This is a genomic window from Synechococcus sp. MVIR-18-1, assembly GCF_014279835.1.
Classification (GTDB): domain Bacteria; phylum Cyanobacteriota; class Cyanobacteriia; order PCC-6307; family Cyanobiaceae; genus Synechococcus_C.
In genome coordinates this window covers 1,787,150-1,801,611 of the sequence record NZ_CP047942.1, presented here as the reverse complement: position 1 = coordinate 1,801,611, position 14,462 = coordinate 1,787,150, and the positions used below count along the sequence as shown (strand labels likewise).

The window sequence follows — 14,462 nt, the reverse complement described above, 5'->3', positions numbered from 1 at the left end:
CGTCCTGCGATCTGCGGGCGGATCTTTGAGCACGATCCATCGCGGCAGTCCCTGGCCACTAGGCAGCACGATCACACCTAGAGGTGTGAATTTTTCTGTTGCGGCGCCAACGGCCAATCGGCTCGAATTGCTGATCTTTTCCCATGCAGAGGCAACAGCACCCGAGCAGGTAATTGAGCTGTCGGAGCAGCATCGCTCAGCCAATTATTGGCATGTTGAGGTCGAAGGCCTTGGTGCCGGATGTTGCTACTGCTATCGGGTGTTTGGCCCCATTGAGCCGGGTGGCCATGGTTTTCGGCCCGCCAAGGTTCTTGTTGACCCGTGCGCCCGCGCCATTGATGGCTGGGACATTTATCAGCGCGCAGCCGCGACTGGTGCATCACCCAACTCCGATAGATGCTTGAAATCGGTGGTTTGCGAGCGAGATCCGTTCGATTTCCAAACCCATCCGCGGCCTCGCCATAGCTGGCAAGAGACCGTGATCTACGAACTCCACATCGGCGGGTTCACCAAACGCCCCAACAGCGGTGTCAGCCCAGATCGGCGCGGAACCTATTTAGGTGTGATCGAAAAGATCCCCTACCTAAAGGAGCTCGGGGTCACCACCATCGAACTGCTTCCGATCCAAGCCTTCGATCCCAACGACGCCCCCGCTGGACGGGACAACGTTTGGGGATATAGCCCTCTCAGTTGGTTTGCACCACATCACGAATACGCAGTGGGCTCGGATCCCCATTCGGCTCGAGACCAGGTGCGTGACCTCGTGGCGGCCTGCCATGACGCCGGCATAGAGGTCCTTTTGGATGTCGTTTACAACCACACCACTGAAGGGAACCGAAACGGTCCCACCTTGAGCTGGAGGGGGTTTGCCGATCGCAATTACTACCACCAGAGCGAGGCAGGTGAGTACATGGATGTGAGCGGATGTGGCAACAGCATTGCCGCAAACGACCCGCTCTCCAGACAACTCATTCTTGAATCACTTCGCTGCTGGGCCACGGAACTTGGCATCGACGGGTTCCGTTTCGATTTGGGAATTGCTCTCAGCCGCGGAGAGAAGCTGAAACCCCTGGAGAACCCTCCCTTGTTTGAAGCGATGGAAGCTGATCCGCAGCTGAGTGAACTCAAACTGGTGAGCGAGCCCTGGGATTGTGGAGGGCTGTACCGGCTGAGTGATTTTCCAGCCAAACGGATTGGCACCTGGAACGGACACTTCCGCGATGCATTGCGGAGCTTTTGGAAAGGGGATGAGGGCAGCACCTGGCCTCTCGGACAACGCTTCCGTGGCAGCCCCGATTTGTACAACGGAAAAGCGGCAAGCCTTGGTAGCTCAGTGAACCTGATTACGGCCCATGACGGCTTCAGCCTCTTGGACCTGGTGAGCTTCAACAACAAACACAACTTGGCCAATGGTGAAAACAACAGGGATGGTGAGAACCACAACAACAGTTGGAACCACGGTGTAGAAGGACCGAGCAGCGATCGCGCCATCGCTGCTCTGCGGCGGCGCCAACAACGCAATCTGCTCAGCACATTGCTGCTGAGTCGTGGTGTCCCGATGCTGCTGATGGGCGATGAAGTAGGGCGCAGTCAGGGAGGGAATAACAACACCTGGTGCCAGGACAGCCCTCTCAGCTGGATGATCTGGGGAGACGATCATTGCGATCACGAGTTGCAGACCTACGTGAGACGCCTACTCGATGTGCGCCAACAACTTGCTGTCTTGTTCAATCCGATCCGAGCTCACAACGAAAAGAAACCAATCCGATCAAGCGACTCAAACGAGTTGTGGCGTCAGTGGCACGGAGTAGAGCTCAGCAAGCCTGACTGGGCTAACTGGTCCCACTGTTTAGCGATGAGCCTGCAGCAAGGACATCAAGGTGCCGTTTTGTGGATGGGCTTCAACGCCTATTTCAAATCCATGCACTTCGACCTGCCGGAAGCAGCCTCTCCATGGTGTCGCTTGATCGATACAGCATTACCTGCTGGAGAAGATCTACCCAGCCACATCGAACGCTGGACTCCGTCTGGAGTTCCATTAGAAGCGCGCAGCCTCGTGGTGATGGTGGCTCAGGAGTACGCCGACCGACTGAGCTCTTGAATCAAGCGGGCGGCGGGAATCGAACCCGCATCATCAGCTTGGAAGGCTGAGGTTTTACCACTAAACTACGCCCGCACTAGTACGCTTGAACTGCTTACTCGTAATGGTAGCCGTTAAGTCGCGTGCCCAATCATTATGACGGTCCGCGTGCCCCCTGTTCCGGATTGACCTCTTCAACAGCTCGCCCCGAGGGCTCCCGTCGCCGTCTCATGCTCGCGTATGGGCTCGGAGATGCTGGAACCGGACTAGCCGCCACGACGCTGGGTTTTTACCTGTTTCCCTTCTTCACCTCTGCAGCAGGGTTGCCAGCTTTTATTGCAGGCTCCCTGCTCACCGTGATCAAACTTTGGGATGCCATCAATGATCCCCTGATCGGTTGGATGAGCGATCACACCAACAGTCGATGGGGCCCAAGACTTCCCTGGATGTTTGCAGCAGCGCTGCCGTTAGGCATCAGCCTGGCAGCGATGTGGTGGGTCCCTGAGGGCAGCACGTTGCAACGCACGGCGTATTACGTGCTGATGGCCATCCTGCTAATGACGGCCTACACAAGCGTGAATCTGCCCTACGCGGCGCTTTCCACCGAGCTCACACCGGATACGGCGATTCGCACGCGGCTGAATGCAGCTCGATTTACCGGATCCATCATGGCGGGAACCATCGGGTTGCTCATCGCTGTTTTCGTCTTGCGAGAGGGCAGTGGTGGCTACCTATTGATGGGACAAATCTCAGGAACGATCGCAGCAGTGGCAACCCTGGTTTGCTGCTGGGGTCTGGCCCCCTACGCCAAAAAAGCACAACGCCCCAGTGGCAACAAAGAGCCCTTGCTGCAACAACTGCGGCGCATTCGCTCAAACTCACGATTTCTGATGGTGCTGGGGCTGTATTTGCTGCTGTGGTTTGGCCTCCAGCTGATGCAGGTGGTTGCCTTGATTTGGCTCGTCCAAGTCATCCACGTTCCAGCTGGAATCGCCACGTTGCTCTTGCTTGGCTTCAATGTCGCAGCATTGGTGGGTCTCCAGGTTTGGAGCGTGGTGTCGAACCGACATGGACGCATCACAGCTCTCGGTTGGGGCTCGAGCATCTGGATTGCCGGCTGCCTTCTTTCCACGCTCCTCAACCCGATCCCTGAAAACAGTGGAGTGGTTGCTCTGATCCCTGTGATCGGCTTGATCATGCTTGTGGGATTGGGAGCCTCAACCGCTTATCTCATCCCCTGGTCCCTGCTTCCCGATGCGATCGACGCGGATCCCACCCGCCCAGCGGGCCTCTACACCGCTTGGATGGTGTTTGGGCAAAAATTAATCATTGGCCTCAGCATGAGCGTGTTTGGAACCTTGCTCTCGCTCACTGGATACATCTCCACGAAGACAGCCGATGGCGCCTTGAGTTCTGTCCAACAGCCTGAAACAGCACTGATTGCCATTCGGCTTTGCATGGGCTTCATTCCAGCTGTGTTAGTCGTGCTCGGGCTTCTGTTGATGCGACGCTGGCCTGATCGCGGCGCTCATCTACACAGCGCTTAAATCTTTTCTCTGATCTCCTTTTAATGAAGTCCCCTCGCTGGCTGAACCGACTTGGCAGCAGCCTGCTGATCGGTGGACAAGCTGTTTCAGCCACAACCAAAGGCCGCATCAACACCATTGATCTATTGGATCAGCTCCAGGAAGCAGGACCTGGAAGCTTTTTGATCGTGATCATCACGGCCTTAGCGGCAGGCACCGTGTTCAACATTCAAATCACAGCGGAGCTCAACAGCATGGGCGCCGGATCCACCGTGGGGGGTGTTCTCGCCATTGGCCTAGCCAGGGAGATTGCTCCCCTGCTCACCGCCACGCTGCTGACTGGAAAAGTGGCAACTGCCTATGCCGCCCAACTAGGAACGATGAAGGTCACCGAGCAGATCGATGCCATCACGATGCTGCGCACCGATCCTGTGGAGTACTTGGTGGTGCCGCGCCTCATCGCCATGGTGGTGATGGCACCGGTGCAATGCCTCCTGTTTTTTGGGGTTGCGATCTGGAGCGCTCAAATCAGCAGCACCAACCTTTACAGCATTCCTCCAGCCGTGTTTTGGACAGCCGTCAGGACCTGGCTAGCCCCTGATGACCTGCCCTTCATGCTGATCAAAGCGCTGGTCTTTGGTCTTCAAATTGGCGTCATCGCCTGCGGATGGGGCATGACCACCAAGGGCGGCGCCAAAGAGGTTGGCACCAGCACCACTGGAGCTGTGGTCATGATTCTTGTCACCGTGGCGCTGATGGATGTCCTGCTCACCCAGATTTTGTTCGGCTGATTGCCCAATCCCATGACACCCTCCCCACAGACCAACAACGTGATCATTCGCCCAAGCCCGAGGCTTCCGCTTGCGATTTTTTTACTGAGCGCATGCCTTTGGCCCTTACCGCTCAGTCCCTGGCCAACTCTTGTCGTGGGGTTGTTCAGTGTGTTTCTTCTGGTGCAGACCTACATCCTGAAGCTTGAATTCAGCGAAGACGATCTCGTGGTGTGGCGCGGGCAAGAGGAGTTACGCCGTTTCCCATTCAGTGAGTGGATGTCTTGGCGACTCTTCGCTCCTTGGCTGCCCGGACTGTTTTACTTCCGAGAGACCAAAAGCATTCACTTTCTTCCCATCCTGTTCAATCCAAAGGAACTTCAAGAGCAACTGGAACGTCGTGTGGGGCACCTACAACAAGCCAAGCCTTGATCAACCTTCGATGACCTCTGTTTTCACGCACTGGCGTAACGAAAACGAAATGCTTTGCACACGTTTGGACAGAAGATTCGACTTGCGTCGCGCAATCAGCTGAAATACCCCAAGGACGAGCGGACCATGCCTGACGACACCGATCTGACGCCCCAGGACCATTCCGGCGAGACGGCCGAAGCGTCGTCACCTGAACCTGAAACACCACAGAGCGACGATTCTGCAGCAGAAACACCTGCAGACCCAGGTCGCGATGCCTTGATCAGGCTCGCCCTGACCGAGCTGCAGCAACGCCGTGATGCATTGCAGCAAGACATCGATAGCCTTAACCAACGCAAACTGCAGCTTGAACAGGAGATTGCAGGAACCTTCGTTGGCCAATCCGATGCGATTGCTCGGCGCGTGAAGGGATTCCAGGAGTATCTGAGTGGTGCGCTTCAAGGCATGGCTCAGTCGGTTGAGCAGCTGGAGCTGGTGTCTCAGCCGGTGGTGGTGCAGCCCTCTCCTCTGGATCAACAGGCGGCCAACGGCCAGGAAGATGCCAATACGGCAGATCCCACACCAGCGGTTGCCGACACCTTCCGGCCCGATGAAGCGCTGATTCGCGCCAGCTTTGAGCGTTTTACCGAGCAGCCCGACTTTTATGCCGATCCATGGAAGCTGCGCCGCAGCCTTGACCAAAGCGATATCGCCGTCCTTGAAGACTGGTTTTTCAATCAGGGCGGACGGGGAGCCCAGTCCAGTCGTGGTAATCGCCCGCGCAACGTTTTGATCGGGAGTGCCCTGATCGCCATTCTCAGCGATCTTTATGGCGATCAATTCCAGACCCTTGTTTTGGCAGGGCAACCCGAGCGTCTTGGCGAATGGCGGCGTGGGTTGCAAGACGCCCTGGGATTAGGCCGTGAAGACTTTGGTCCCAACAGCGGCATCGTGCTGTTTGAACGGGGTGATGCCCTAGTGGAACGTGCCGACCGCCTGGAGGAACGCGGTGAAGTGCCGCTGATTTTGATTGATGCCGCTGAACGCGTCGTCGACATCCCTGTGCTTCAGTTTCCGCTGTGGATGGCCTTTGCGGCTGGCCCCGGTGAGATCTACGACGACGATAACGAACTGCTCTGATGGGTTTCTTTTCTCTAGTTCTCGGCTACTTGCTCGGATCCATCCCCAGTGGCTGGCTCGCAGGACGCTGGCTCAAAGGCATTGACTTGCGCGAGCTCGGTTCAGGCTCCACGGGAGCCACCAATGTGCTCAGGCAAGTGGGCAAAGGTCCCGCGTTGGTTGTCTTTTTGATCGATGTGGGCAAAGGCGCCGCCGCTGTTTTGATCGCCCGCGCTCTTGGCCTAGGGGATTGGATTCAGGTGCTGGCAGGCCTGACCGCCCTAGCTGGTCATATTTGGCCTGTTTGGCTGGGCTTCAAGGGCGGCAAGGCTGTCGCCACCGGATTGGGGCTGTTTCTCGGCCTAGCCTGGCCCGTGGGACTGGCCAGTTTTGGCGTGTTCCTGGCCGTGTTCAGCCTGAGTCGTTACGTGTCGCTGGCGAGCGTGTTGGCCGCGATCAGCCTGCCGCTGCTGATGGCCGCCGGCACTGACAGCAACGCCAATTTGGTGGTGGCCCTGGTGGCGATGCTGCTGGTGCTCTGGCGTCACCGCAGCAACATCAAGCGGTTGATCAACGGCACCGAACCAAAGCTGAACCAGAAGGACTGAAGTGGAGCTGAGCGAACAAGAGGGGTGCACGGAACGGATACCCGGATCACACCATCAACGCAGCACAGCACGTCGCAAACGCTCCGCTTGAATTCTCAGCCTGAGTGATCGGCCGGCCGATCACCAGCTTGCTGGCGCCAGCAGCCATCGCCTCAGCCGGTCCCATCACCCGAGCCTGATCGCCCACTGCAGCACCTTTGGGGCGGATCCCAGGCGTTACCAAGGAAAAGGGCTCCGGATGTTGAGCCCGTAGCGCCGCGACTTCCAACGGTGAACACACGCAACCGCCGATTCCAGCACTCGCCGATAGCTGGGCCAAGCCCGGCACCCGTTCAGCGATGCCCTGGCTGATGGAAAGTTCCCGTTGCAGCCGCTGTTCCTCCCAACTGGTGAGCACCGTCACCGCCAGCAGAGTTGGAGTAGCCAAGCCTGCCTGCTGAGCGCCTTCTTCCGCTGCAGCCTGAGCCGCCTTTAACGCTTCACTGCCGGCACAGGCATGCACGGTGATCAGCTCCGCCCCCAGCGCCGCCGCCCGCCGGCAAGCACCGGCCATCGTGGCCGGGATGTCGTGAAATTTGAGATCGAGAAACACTCGCAGGCCCTGCTCACGCAACTGAGCCACCACCTCCGGCCCTGCCTGCACGAACAACTCCAGCCCCACCTTCACCCAACGCAGCCCTTCCACTTGAGCGCTGAGGGCCAAAGCCTGATCAGGGGCCATGCCGTCGAGGGCCACGATGATCCGTTCCGCTGCTTCAGCCGAGAAAGAAGTAGCCACACACCATCTCCGCAGAGCCCTCATCGTGATTGGTCATGGGCAACCCCACAGATCACTGATCAAGAAGCCACTTGAAAGCAATCGGCCGGCAACCCTTTCACACCCACATCAGCCTGAAACAGTCCACCGGCCAACGGCTCGGCCTTGATGGCAGCAGCATCCATCTCCCGTCTTGCGGTCGTCATAAACAACTGATCCAAGTTGGGGCCGCCAAAACAACAGGAGGTGACCTGACGGCAAGGCAACGCCAGCCGTTCGAGCCGTTGGCCGCTGATTGGATCCCAACGCGTCACGCAACCACCGCCAAACAGGGCGATCCAAAGCATTCCCTCCGCATCGATGCACATGCCATCTGGAACGGCATCCCAAGCTTCTGGAATCTGCACACAGATGCTGGGTTCTCCTGCAATCTCACCGGCGTTGGTGAGCGGGAAGGCCAGCACATTCAGCGTTGGCGAGTCAATCAAATAGAGCGTCCGTCGGTCTTGGCTCCAGGCCAGTCCGTTGGAAATCGTGAGCCCCTGCCATTGACGAACGCAGCTGAAATCGGCATTGACCCGCCATAGGGCTCCAGCCTGTGGCTCAAAGTCATAGGCCATCGTGCCGGCCCAAAAGCGCCCCCATGGATCACATTTGCCGTCATTGAAACGATTGCCAGGCCGGTCGGCCTCTGGATCAGACAACAAGGTCACCGCTTCCGTGCTCGGATCCAGCCTCAGAAACCCCGTTGCGGTTGCTAGGAGCAAGTCCCCTGCAGAGGTGGGAACAACCGCACCCACATGGGCGGGAAGATGCAAGAAATTATTCCTACCCGTTTGAGGATCAAACAGGCCAATTCTTGAAGCTTCAATATCCACCCAAAGAAGAACTTGCTTCTCAGCCCACCAACAAGGGCACTCTGCCAATCCTGCGCCAACATTCAACACACAACGACAATCCATCAATATAAAACTGGCCTTTCGATGCGTTTTCTACCCAAAATCACGCGATCCACAACACCTTTTTTCTTGGTGTAATGAACTAATTTATCGTCCTCAATGGTATTCAAACTCATCACTCCTGCCTGGCGATAATCACGATCAAACGGCAAGGCCCATGACTTACCACTTCGCATCACATACACAACAAAACGACGATCTTCGCTGATGCAAAATCTCACCTTCACCTCATCAAAAACACCAACATCACTTCCATATTCAGCCTTGCTGTAGTCGCATTCCTGAGCGCGCTGATATTCATCCTTGATCCCCGCATTGGCCGGTACTGCCATTCCCGCACCCACCAAAACGCTGAGGACCGCCCCCACGATTAAACGAGAAGAGGTCACATCAAGCATGATTCCGCGGATTTTCAGCTGTGGCAGTCATAGCAGCACATCAAGGAACCAAGCGCCTAAATGTCTTTTTACCGAGCTGAAGAACCTTCCCTTCTAAATCGGATACCGAAGCAAATTCCTGATTGGGATCGATGATTTTCTCTCCCTCAAGCCGTGCTGCACCCCCTTTGATCTGCCTCCGCGCCTCACTACTGCTGGCACACATGCCCACCGCACTAAACAGATAAAACGCTTTAGCGGGAAAATTCACGGCAGAAAGCGATGCCTCGGGCACATCTGCAGCGGCGGCAGCCGATCCAGCCACCAACGTGGCAGCGTCTTCCTGGGCTTTTTGGGCCACGTCCATTCCATAGCGGCTTGCCGTTACCGCCAGAGCCATCGCTTTTTGCTTGTCACGAGGATTGTCTGGCAACGCTTCAACCGCTAAGTCGGTGAGCAACGTCACGTAGTCGTTAATCGCAGCATCACCAACTTTTTCGAGCTTCGAGTACATCGACAACGGATCCTCCTCCAGACCCACCGTGTTGCCGAGGCTCTTGCTCATCTTCTGCACTCCATCAAGACCAACGAGGATTGGCAAGAGAAGGCCGAACTGCGTTGTTTGGCTGAAATGACGCTGCAAGTCACGTCCCATCGCCACATTGAATTTCTGATCCGTACCACCCAACTCCACATCGGCATCCACAGCCACGGAGTCATACCCCTGAAGCAAGGGGTAAAGGAACTCATGCAGGGCGATGGGGGTGCCGCTCCCGTAGCGCTTGGCAAAATCATCTTTGGCCAGCATTTGGCCCACCGTGGCCGTTCCCAGCAAACCAATCACTTGGGGCAGATCAAGACCTTCAAGCCATTCACTATTGCGTCGTACCTCCAACCGTCCGGGAGTCTCAAAATCAAGCAGCGCCTGCTCCTTGGGCTGTCCTTCGCCCAGCTGGCGCAAATAGGTGGTCGCGTTGGCCTTCACCTGTTCGGTTGTGAGCTGCACGCGCGTGGCGCTCTTGCCCGTTGGATCGCCGATCCGGGCCGTGAAATCACCAATGATCAGCACGGCTGTATGGCCCGCATCCTGAAAGGCGCGCAGCTTGCGAAACAAAATGCTGTGGCCCAGGTGAATATCACTTCCCGTGGGGTCAATGCCCAACTTCACCCGCAGAGGACGGCCCTCCGTTTCAGCCGCGGCCAAGCGAGCAGCTAAGGCCTGATCAGCATCGTCAGGATTTCCGTCCGGAAATAAATCGGCCATCCCCCGCGCCAACCAGTTCGGCAGTGAATGGGGGTTGCCTGTCATTTAAGGAGAACTGTGCTGTGCGACGGATCGTACGGCTCACTGACCTTCTGATTGCTCGAGCTGAGTTTTCATCCGCTCCAAGGTTTGATTCATCTGTTCGAACATTTGCTCAGGGGTGATCCCAAACTGCCCGAGCTGCGTCCGCAACTGTTCAACGGTGAGCTTGGCTTGGAAGTCTTCCGAGAGCTCAAAGCGTTTCATAAAAACGCGGTAGCGCTCCATCAGATCTTCCATCGTATTGATGAATTTCTTCTTCCCTTCTCGGTCGAACTTTCCATAATCCGACCCCAACTGCATCAACTGCTGATAGTCGCCAAAAAGATGCTTGGCCTCCTCCTGCACGATTTCGGAATCGAAGAAGGCCATGGTCCTGAAAAAGATTGACTCACATTTTGAACAATTCACGCAATCCCTCACAGTGCGGATCCACGCCCCCTCACCAAAGCCAAGATGTGGAGAGTTTCGAAATGGCGTGGATCTCACCTCCCAGATCCCCAGACTTCAGACCCGCAGCAAGCAGGGACACAGTCTTCTGCGCAGTAGTCGCACAGCGATTGCCAGTGGCGACCGCGTGTTGTTAGCCAGCTGGATGGGCTGGTTTCAAGATCTTGGCCCCCTTGTTGCTGCCGCCACCACAGAAGAAGACTGTCTTGAGAGGTTGCAAAAAGATGATGTCAACCTCTTGATCTGCACAGACCAACTCGAGGCTGGCAATGGCCCAAGCCTGATTCGGCGCGCCAAACAAAACAATCTCTCCTTGAAAGCATTGCTTCTGGTTCAACGTCCAATTTTGCGAACGATCCTTCAGGCGATTGACGCACCCTGCGATGGATTGTGCTCCCACCAAAACGTCGGAATGGGTGGCGTCACGGCAGCGCTGACCGCAATGGAATCCGACGGGATGTATCACGATTCGGTGATCGCCGACATCCTTCGGCACGGTCGACTGGGACGCACAGCCTCTGGCTCCATTCCGCCCGAGCTGAGCCTGAAGGAAGAAGACGTGCTGCGTGGACTTTGTAAAGGCATGAGCAACCAGGAGATCGCAGACAGCCTTGTGGTCTCGATTGACACGGTGAAATCGCACATCGCCAGCCTGCTACGCAAATTGCAAGCCAACAACCGCACGCACGCCGTGGTGGTTGCCTTTCAACAAGGACTGATCGATCTTCCAAGCCTGCCTCCGCGCTGGACCCCCTAACACCGGAGGCTTGGGCTCGGTATGGTCCTGGCCAAGAAGCAAGATCCTGAATCAATGGCGCGCCAGCACTGGCTTGACCCCCTGGCTCGCAAACTCTTGCAGGCCACAGGTGATCTGCCTCCAGACCCGGTCCAACCGAAACCAGCGCCGAGAGCGACCCCAAACCCGGTTGAAACCTGGAGCCTGGATGTCAACAGGGCGACGCCTGAGCAATGGCAACAATTGCCCGGTTGTAGTGAAGCGATGGTGGATGTGCTGATGCGCCTCCAACGCGGTGGAGTGCAATTCAGCCAGCTGGATGATCTTGCTCTCCTGCTCAACCTTCCGACGGATCTCGTGAAGCTCTGGACTCCCCACCTGGTGTTTCGCTGGCATGGGGATGCTCCAGTGCTGCCTGAACGGCCACCCCTGGATGTCAATGCCGCGGCACCCAGCTTGTTAGAGCAAACCCTCAACTGGCCAAAACCCCGACTCCAACGCCTCATTCACGAGCGACGACTGAAGCCCTTCGAGCATCTCGCTGATCTCCAGGAACGCGTGTGTCTACCCCCTGATGCTGTGGAACAGCTGATTGGCCGCGTGAGTTTTGGGGCACGACCATCCGGCCCCAGCCTGCCGCCAAGGAGTTAATCCCATGGCCACTCCCTCCGGGCAGGGCAACCTTTTCGAGCAGCCCGTGGCAGCAAACAATGGGCTGATCGAACAGTCCCTACCTCTGAGCGCAGAGCTTTTACGAAGCTGGCAAGAGCGAATCCATCAGTTCCAGGAACCTCTTTTCTCCCCCAAGTTGGCGTCTCAGCTTGGGCATCGGAATCAACAAGCAGAACAACAGCAGCTGTTTCCCGGAGACAACCCCAACCCGCTGAGTGGCTTCCAACCTCTTCAGCTCAAGCCCTTACCGTTGAGCTTCTGGCGTTGGCCGAGCAGTCCCCATCAAGGGGCGGCCATCTATCTCGTAATGGATCGCCCGAAAGAACTCGAACAACCCATCCTTCTTTACGTCGGAGAAACCAAGGCGGCTGATCGGCGCTGGAAAGGCGAGCACGATTGCAAGGCCTACTTGGCGAGTTACCAAGAGGCCTGCATGAGCACGGGCTTGTCCTGCAGCACAAGCATTCGTTTCTGGGCCGATGTCCCGCAGGACACCCGTCCTCGACGACAACTGGAACAAACCTTGATTCGCCTTTGGCAACCGCCATTCAATAAGGAAACCCGTGAGCGATGGTCCACACCGTTCCATGCCGATTAAGGGTGCCCCGTAGCATCGACTCACGCGCCAAATCTTCATGCAGATCTCCCTCTCGTCGGCCCAGCCACAGGCCTGGTCGGGAACCGTGTTGGCCCTAGGCATTGCAGAGGGAGATCCCAATGGCTTGATACCAGCGATGGAGGAACGCTTTTCCATCTCCCTTGGCGATTGGTTGGAACAACGCAAGTTCCAAGGGAAAAATGGAGAGAGCGCAAGTCTTCAACTTCTCAACCCCGACTGCGCATCGCTCGTGCTCGTAGGCATGGGGCCTCTTGAAGCATTGGATGTAAATAGCTTTCGGCAGGCTGGGGCTACTGCCGCCAGAGCGAGCAAGGACCAAACAGGCAGTCTCGGATTGCTATTGCCATGGAATGCTGTTGACCCTGCAGAAGCGGTGACCGTGGCAGCGCAAGCGGTCAGGCTCGCTCTCTACAGCGATCAACGCTTCCGCAGCAAACCCGAGCCAAGCGTCCACCCCGAGCGGCTTGAACTGCTCGGCCCGCTCCCCAACACCCTCAGCAGCGCCCTCGAAGCGGTGCATCCCATTTGCGCGGGGGTAGAACTGGCAAGAGAGCTCGTTGCGGCTCCTCCGAACAGTGTCACCCCAACCGCTCTTGCCGATAGCGCCGCTCATATGGCGCATGAGCACGGCTTGGACTTGAAGGTGCTCGAGCGCAGCGACTGTGAAGCCAGGGGGATGGGGTCGTTCCTCTCCGTCTGCCAAGGCTCGGATATGGATCCCAAGTTCATCCATCTCACCTACCGCCCCTCCGGTCCTGCCACCAGACGGGTGGTCTTGGTTGGCAAGGGCCTCACCTTTGATTCCGGTGGTTACAACCTGAAAGTGGGTGCTGCTCAAATCGACATGATGAAATTCGATATGGGAGGAAGTGCAGCGGTACTTGGCGCGATGCGCTCAATCGCTGAGCTCCGTCCCAAGGGTGTGGAAGTGCACATGCTGGTGGCGTCATGCGAAAACATGATCAACGGTTCTGCCGTGCATCCAGGTGACATCGTCACCGCGTCCAATGGCACCACGATCGAAATCAACAACACAGATGCAGAAGGCCGGCTCACCCTCGCTGATGCCTTGGTTTACGCCTCCGAGCTCGAACCCGACGCCATCGTTGACTTGGCCACATTGACCGGTGCCTGCGTGGTTGCCCTTGGCGACGAAATTGCTGGGCTGTGGACTGGAGACGACTCGCTTGCCAGCTCCTTAGAGGGCGCCGCAAAGGACGCAGGAGAGGGGCTCTGGCGCATGCCAATGCACCAGGCTTATCGCAAAGGCCTCAAGTCACTACTTGCGGACTTGAAAAACACAGGTCCCCGTCCAGGTGGCTCGATTACCGCCGCTTTATTCCTCAAGGAATTTGTCAAAAGCTCCATCCCATGGGCCCACATCGATATCGCCGGAACGGTTTGGAGCGACAAAGGGAGAGCACTAGATCCGGCTGGAGCGACGGGCTACGGAGTCCGCACCTTGGTGAATTGGGTATGCAAGCAATCGCAGCAGGCTGAGACCTAGGGTTTTCACAACTGTGAACCAACCGAAACCGATGGCTTCCAGACCCTTGCGCTGGTACGTGCGAGCTCAACTTGGAGTCTTGCTCTTGCCTGCTGGACTCTGCCTCTTTGGGGAAGCCATCAGTCGACGCATTATTCAGCTGCTCGGACAGGACCGGGGCCCTTGGTTCTGGTATGGAACGCTGAGCCTGATCTGCATCAACGCGGGAATCGGCTTAATGATCGAAAGCGGTCTTCTCAGCGGGTATCCCGGCCGACGAGCGGATTAAGACGCAACCGCAGTCATCACACGTGGGCATTCAAGGGCATGAATTTGCCAGCGCGCCCGCTCAGAACAAGTTGACAACACACGATCCAAATCGTCTGAAGCCTGCTTCGTCGACGGATAAGGACCAACGTGACGCGTCACCAGACCATCCTTGATCGTCAGCAGATACATACAGCCCCTCCACAAATCTTGGGCCAATGGTAAGGACAAAGTCCTAGAGCGTCGAGAGGGGAATACCCGCATCTTCACTGAGAAACGCCTGAATGGGACCAAAGATTTAATTACAGATTTTCTTCGGTTT

The 14,462-nt window shown here is 57.0% G+C and carries 16 protein-coding genes and 1 tRNA gene; 11 read left to right on the top strand and 6 right to left on the bottom strand.

Going from position 1 to position 14,462, the window contains the following annotated elements; all coding sequences use genetic code 11:
* Positions 1-25: 25 nt before the first annotated feature.
* On the top strand, positions 26-2,101 hold the full coding sequence (locus SynMVIR181_RS09690) for a glycogen-debranching protein (protein ID WP_186589101.1): 2,076 nt from the start codon (positions 26-28) through the stop codon (positions 2,099-2,101).
* A gap of 4 nt (positions 2,102-2,105) precedes the next feature.
* Here SynMVIR181_RS09690 and SynMVIR181_RS09685 read toward each other — a convergent pair.
* Positions 2,106-2,176, bottom strand: a tRNA-Gly gene (locus tag SynMVIR181_RS09685).
* Between the two features lie 134 nt (positions 2,177-2,310).
* Between SynMVIR181_RS09685 and SynMVIR181_RS09680 the strand changes: the two genes are divergently transcribed.
* The 5 genes from SynMVIR181_RS09680 to plsY all read left to right on the top strand — a co-directional run bounded on the left by SynMVIR181_RS09680 (position 2,311) and on the right by plsY (position 6,514).
* The gene (locus tag SynMVIR181_RS09680; protein ID WP_186590608.1) at positions 2,311-3,627 is read left to right on the top strand and encodes an MFS transporter; all 1,317 of its coding nucleotides are present in this window, start codon (positions 2,311-2,313) and stop codon (positions 3,625-3,627) included.
* A gap of 23 nt (positions 3,628-3,650) precedes the next feature.
* A complete protein-coding gene (locus SynMVIR181_RS09675) occupies positions 3,651-4,397 on the top strand; it encodes an ABC transporter permease (protein WP_186589100.1) in 747 nt (248 codons plus the stop codon).
* Positions 4,398-4,409: 12 nt separating this feature from the next.
* Entirely contained in the window at positions 4,410-4,808 is a 399-nt protein-coding gene (locus SynMVIR181_RS09670; protein ID WP_186589099.1) for a DUF3119 family protein, read from the top strand.
* A gap of 126 nt (positions 4,809-4,934) precedes the next feature.
* Positions 4,935-5,927: a DUF3086 domain-containing protein gene (locus SynMVIR181_RS09665; protein WP_186589098.1), complete on the top strand. Its 993-nt coding sequence runs from the start codon at positions 4,935-4,937 to the stop codon at positions 5,925-5,927.
* On the top strand, positions 5,927-6,514 hold the full coding sequence (plsY, locus tag SynMVIR181_RS09660) for a glycerol-3-phosphate 1-O-acyltransferase PlsY (protein ID WP_186589097.1): 588 nt from the start codon (positions 5,927-5,929) through the stop codon (positions 6,512-6,514). The genes SynMVIR181_RS09665 and plsY overlap by 1 nt, the downstream gene beginning before the upstream one ends.
* 46 nt (positions 6,515-6,560) lie before the next feature.
* Here plsY and pyrF read toward each other — a convergent pair whose 3' ends face one another.
* Genes pyrF through SynMVIR181_RS09635 form a run of 5 tightly spaced genes read right to left on the bottom strand, consistent with a single transcriptional unit; the run spans position 6,561 to position 10,282 of the window.
* Entirely contained in the window at positions 6,561-7,316 is a 756-nt protein-coding gene (pyrF, locus tag SynMVIR181_RS09655; protein WP_186589096.1) for an orotidine-5'-phosphate decarboxylase, read from the bottom strand.
* Positions 7,317-7,351: 35 nt separating this feature from the next.
* A complete protein-coding gene (locus SynMVIR181_RS09650; protein ID WP_186589095.1) occupies positions 7,352-8,233 on the bottom strand; it encodes an SMP-30/gluconolactonase/LRE family protein in 882 nt (293 codons plus the stop codon).
* The gene (locus tag SynMVIR181_RS09645) at positions 8,233-8,628 is read right to left on the bottom strand and encodes a hypothetical protein (protein ID WP_255444245.1); all 396 of its coding nucleotides are present in this window, start codon (positions 8,626-8,628) and stop codon (positions 8,233-8,235) included. Before SynMVIR181_RS09645 ends, SynMVIR181_RS09650 begins: the two co-directional genes overlap by 1 nt.
* Positions 8,629-8,668: 40 nt before the next feature.
* A complete protein-coding gene (tyrS, locus tag SynMVIR181_RS09640; protein WP_186589094.1) occupies positions 8,669-9,916 on the bottom strand; it encodes a tyrosine--tRNA ligase in 1,248 nt (415 codons plus the stop codon).
* 36 nt (positions 9,917-9,952) lie between these two features.
* The gene (locus tag SynMVIR181_RS09635; RefSeq protein ID WP_186523732.1) at positions 9,953-10,282 is read right to left on the bottom strand and encodes a DUF1825 family protein; all 330 of its coding nucleotides are present in this window, start codon (positions 10,280-10,282) and stop codon (positions 9,953-9,955) included.
* A gap of 106 nt (positions 10,283-10,388) precedes the next feature.
* Here SynMVIR181_RS09635 and SynMVIR181_RS09630 point away from each other — a divergent pair, with 106 nt between their 5' ends.
* Genes SynMVIR181_RS09630 through SynMVIR181_RS09610 form a run of 5 tightly spaced genes read left to right on the top strand, consistent with a single transcriptional unit; the run spans position 10,389 to position 14,162 of the window.
* Positions 10,389-11,117: a response regulator transcription factor gene (locus SynMVIR181_RS09630; protein ID WP_186589093.1), complete on the top strand. Its 729-nt coding sequence runs from the start codon at positions 10,389-10,391 to the stop codon at positions 11,115-11,117.
* A gap of 54 nt (positions 11,118-11,171) precedes the next feature.
* The gene (locus SynMVIR181_RS09625) at positions 11,172-11,747 is read left to right on the top strand and encodes a hypothetical protein (RefSeq protein ID WP_186590606.1); all 576 of its coding nucleotides are present in this window, start codon (positions 11,172-11,174) and stop codon (positions 11,745-11,747) included.
* Between the two features lie 4 nt (positions 11,748-11,751).
* Positions 11,752-12,366 carry a GIY-YIG nuclease family protein gene (locus SynMVIR181_RS09620; protein ID WP_186589092.1) on the top strand — a complete coding sequence of 205 codons (615 nt, stop codon included), beginning with the start codon at positions 11,752-11,754 and terminating at the stop codon, positions 12,364-12,366.
* Positions 12,367-12,403: 37 nt separating this feature from the next.
* Positions 12,404-13,894, top strand: coding sequence for a leucyl aminopeptidase (locus tag SynMVIR181_RS09615; protein ID WP_186589091.1), 1,491 nt, complete (start codon positions 12,404-12,406; stop codon positions 13,892-13,894).
* 31 nt (positions 13,895-13,925) lie between these two features.
* Positions 13,926-14,162 (top strand): hypothetical protein, encoded by a 237-nt coding sequence (locus tag SynMVIR181_RS09610; protein WP_006853577.1) that lies wholly within the window; start codon positions 13,926-13,928, stop codon positions 14,160-14,162.
* The last annotated feature ends 300 nt before the right edge of the window (positions 14,163-14,462 follow it).

Coding starts and splice junctions, on each gene's coding strand:
- tyrS (WP_186589094.1), bottom strand. CDS start 9,916: ATGACAGGCAACCCCCATTCACTGCCGAACTGGTTGGCGCGGGGGATG.
- SynMVIR181_RS09645 (WP_255444245.1), bottom strand. CDS start 8,628: ATGCTTGATGTGACCTCTTCTCGTTTAATCGTGGGGGCGGTCCTCAGC.
- pyrF (WP_186589096.1), bottom strand. CDS start 7,316: ATGAGGGCTCTGCGGAGATGGTGTGTGGCTACTTCTTTCTCGGCTGAA.
- SynMVIR181_RS09665 (WP_186589098.1), top strand. CDS start 4,935: ATGCCTGACGACACCGATCTGACGCCCCAGGACCATTCCGGCGAGACG.
- SynMVIR181_RS09625 (WP_186590606.1), top strand. CDS start 11,172: ATGGCGCGCCAGCACTGGCTTGACCCCCTGGCTCGCAAACTCTTGCAG.
- SynMVIR181_RS09620 (WP_186589092.1), top strand. CDS start 11,752: ATGGCCACTCCCTCCGGGCAGGGCAACCTTTTCGAGCAGCCCGTGGCA.
- plsY (WP_186589097.1), top strand. CDS start 5,927: ATGGGTTTCTTTTCTCTAGTTCTCGGCTACTTGCTCGGATCCATCCCC.
- SynMVIR181_RS09650 (WP_186589095.1), bottom strand. CDS start 8,233: ATGGATTGTCGTTGTGTGTTGAATGTTGGCGCAGGATTGGCAGAGTGC.
- SynMVIR181_RS09635 (WP_186523732.1), bottom strand. CDS start 10,282: ATGGCCTTCTTCGATTCCGAAATCGTGCAGGAGGAGGCCAAGCATCTT.
- SynMVIR181_RS09615 (WP_186589091.1), top strand. CDS start 12,404: ATGCAGATCTCCCTCTCGTCGGCCCAGCCACAGGCCTGGTCGGGAACC.
- SynMVIR181_RS09670 (WP_186589099.1), top strand. CDS start 4,410: ATGACACCCTCCCCACAGACCAACAACGTGATCATTCGCCCAAGCCCG.
- SynMVIR181_RS09680 (WP_186590608.1), top strand. CDS start 2,311: ATGCTCGCGTATGGGCTCGGAGATGCTGGAACCGGACTAGCCGCCACG.
- SynMVIR181_RS09610 (WP_006853577.1), top strand. CDS start 13,926: ATGGCTTCCAGACCCTTGCGCTGGTACGTGCGAGCTCAACTTGGAGTC.
- SynMVIR181_RS09675 (WP_186589100.1), top strand. CDS start 3,651: ATGAAGTCCCCTCGCTGGCTGAACCGACTTGGCAGCAGCCTGCTGATC.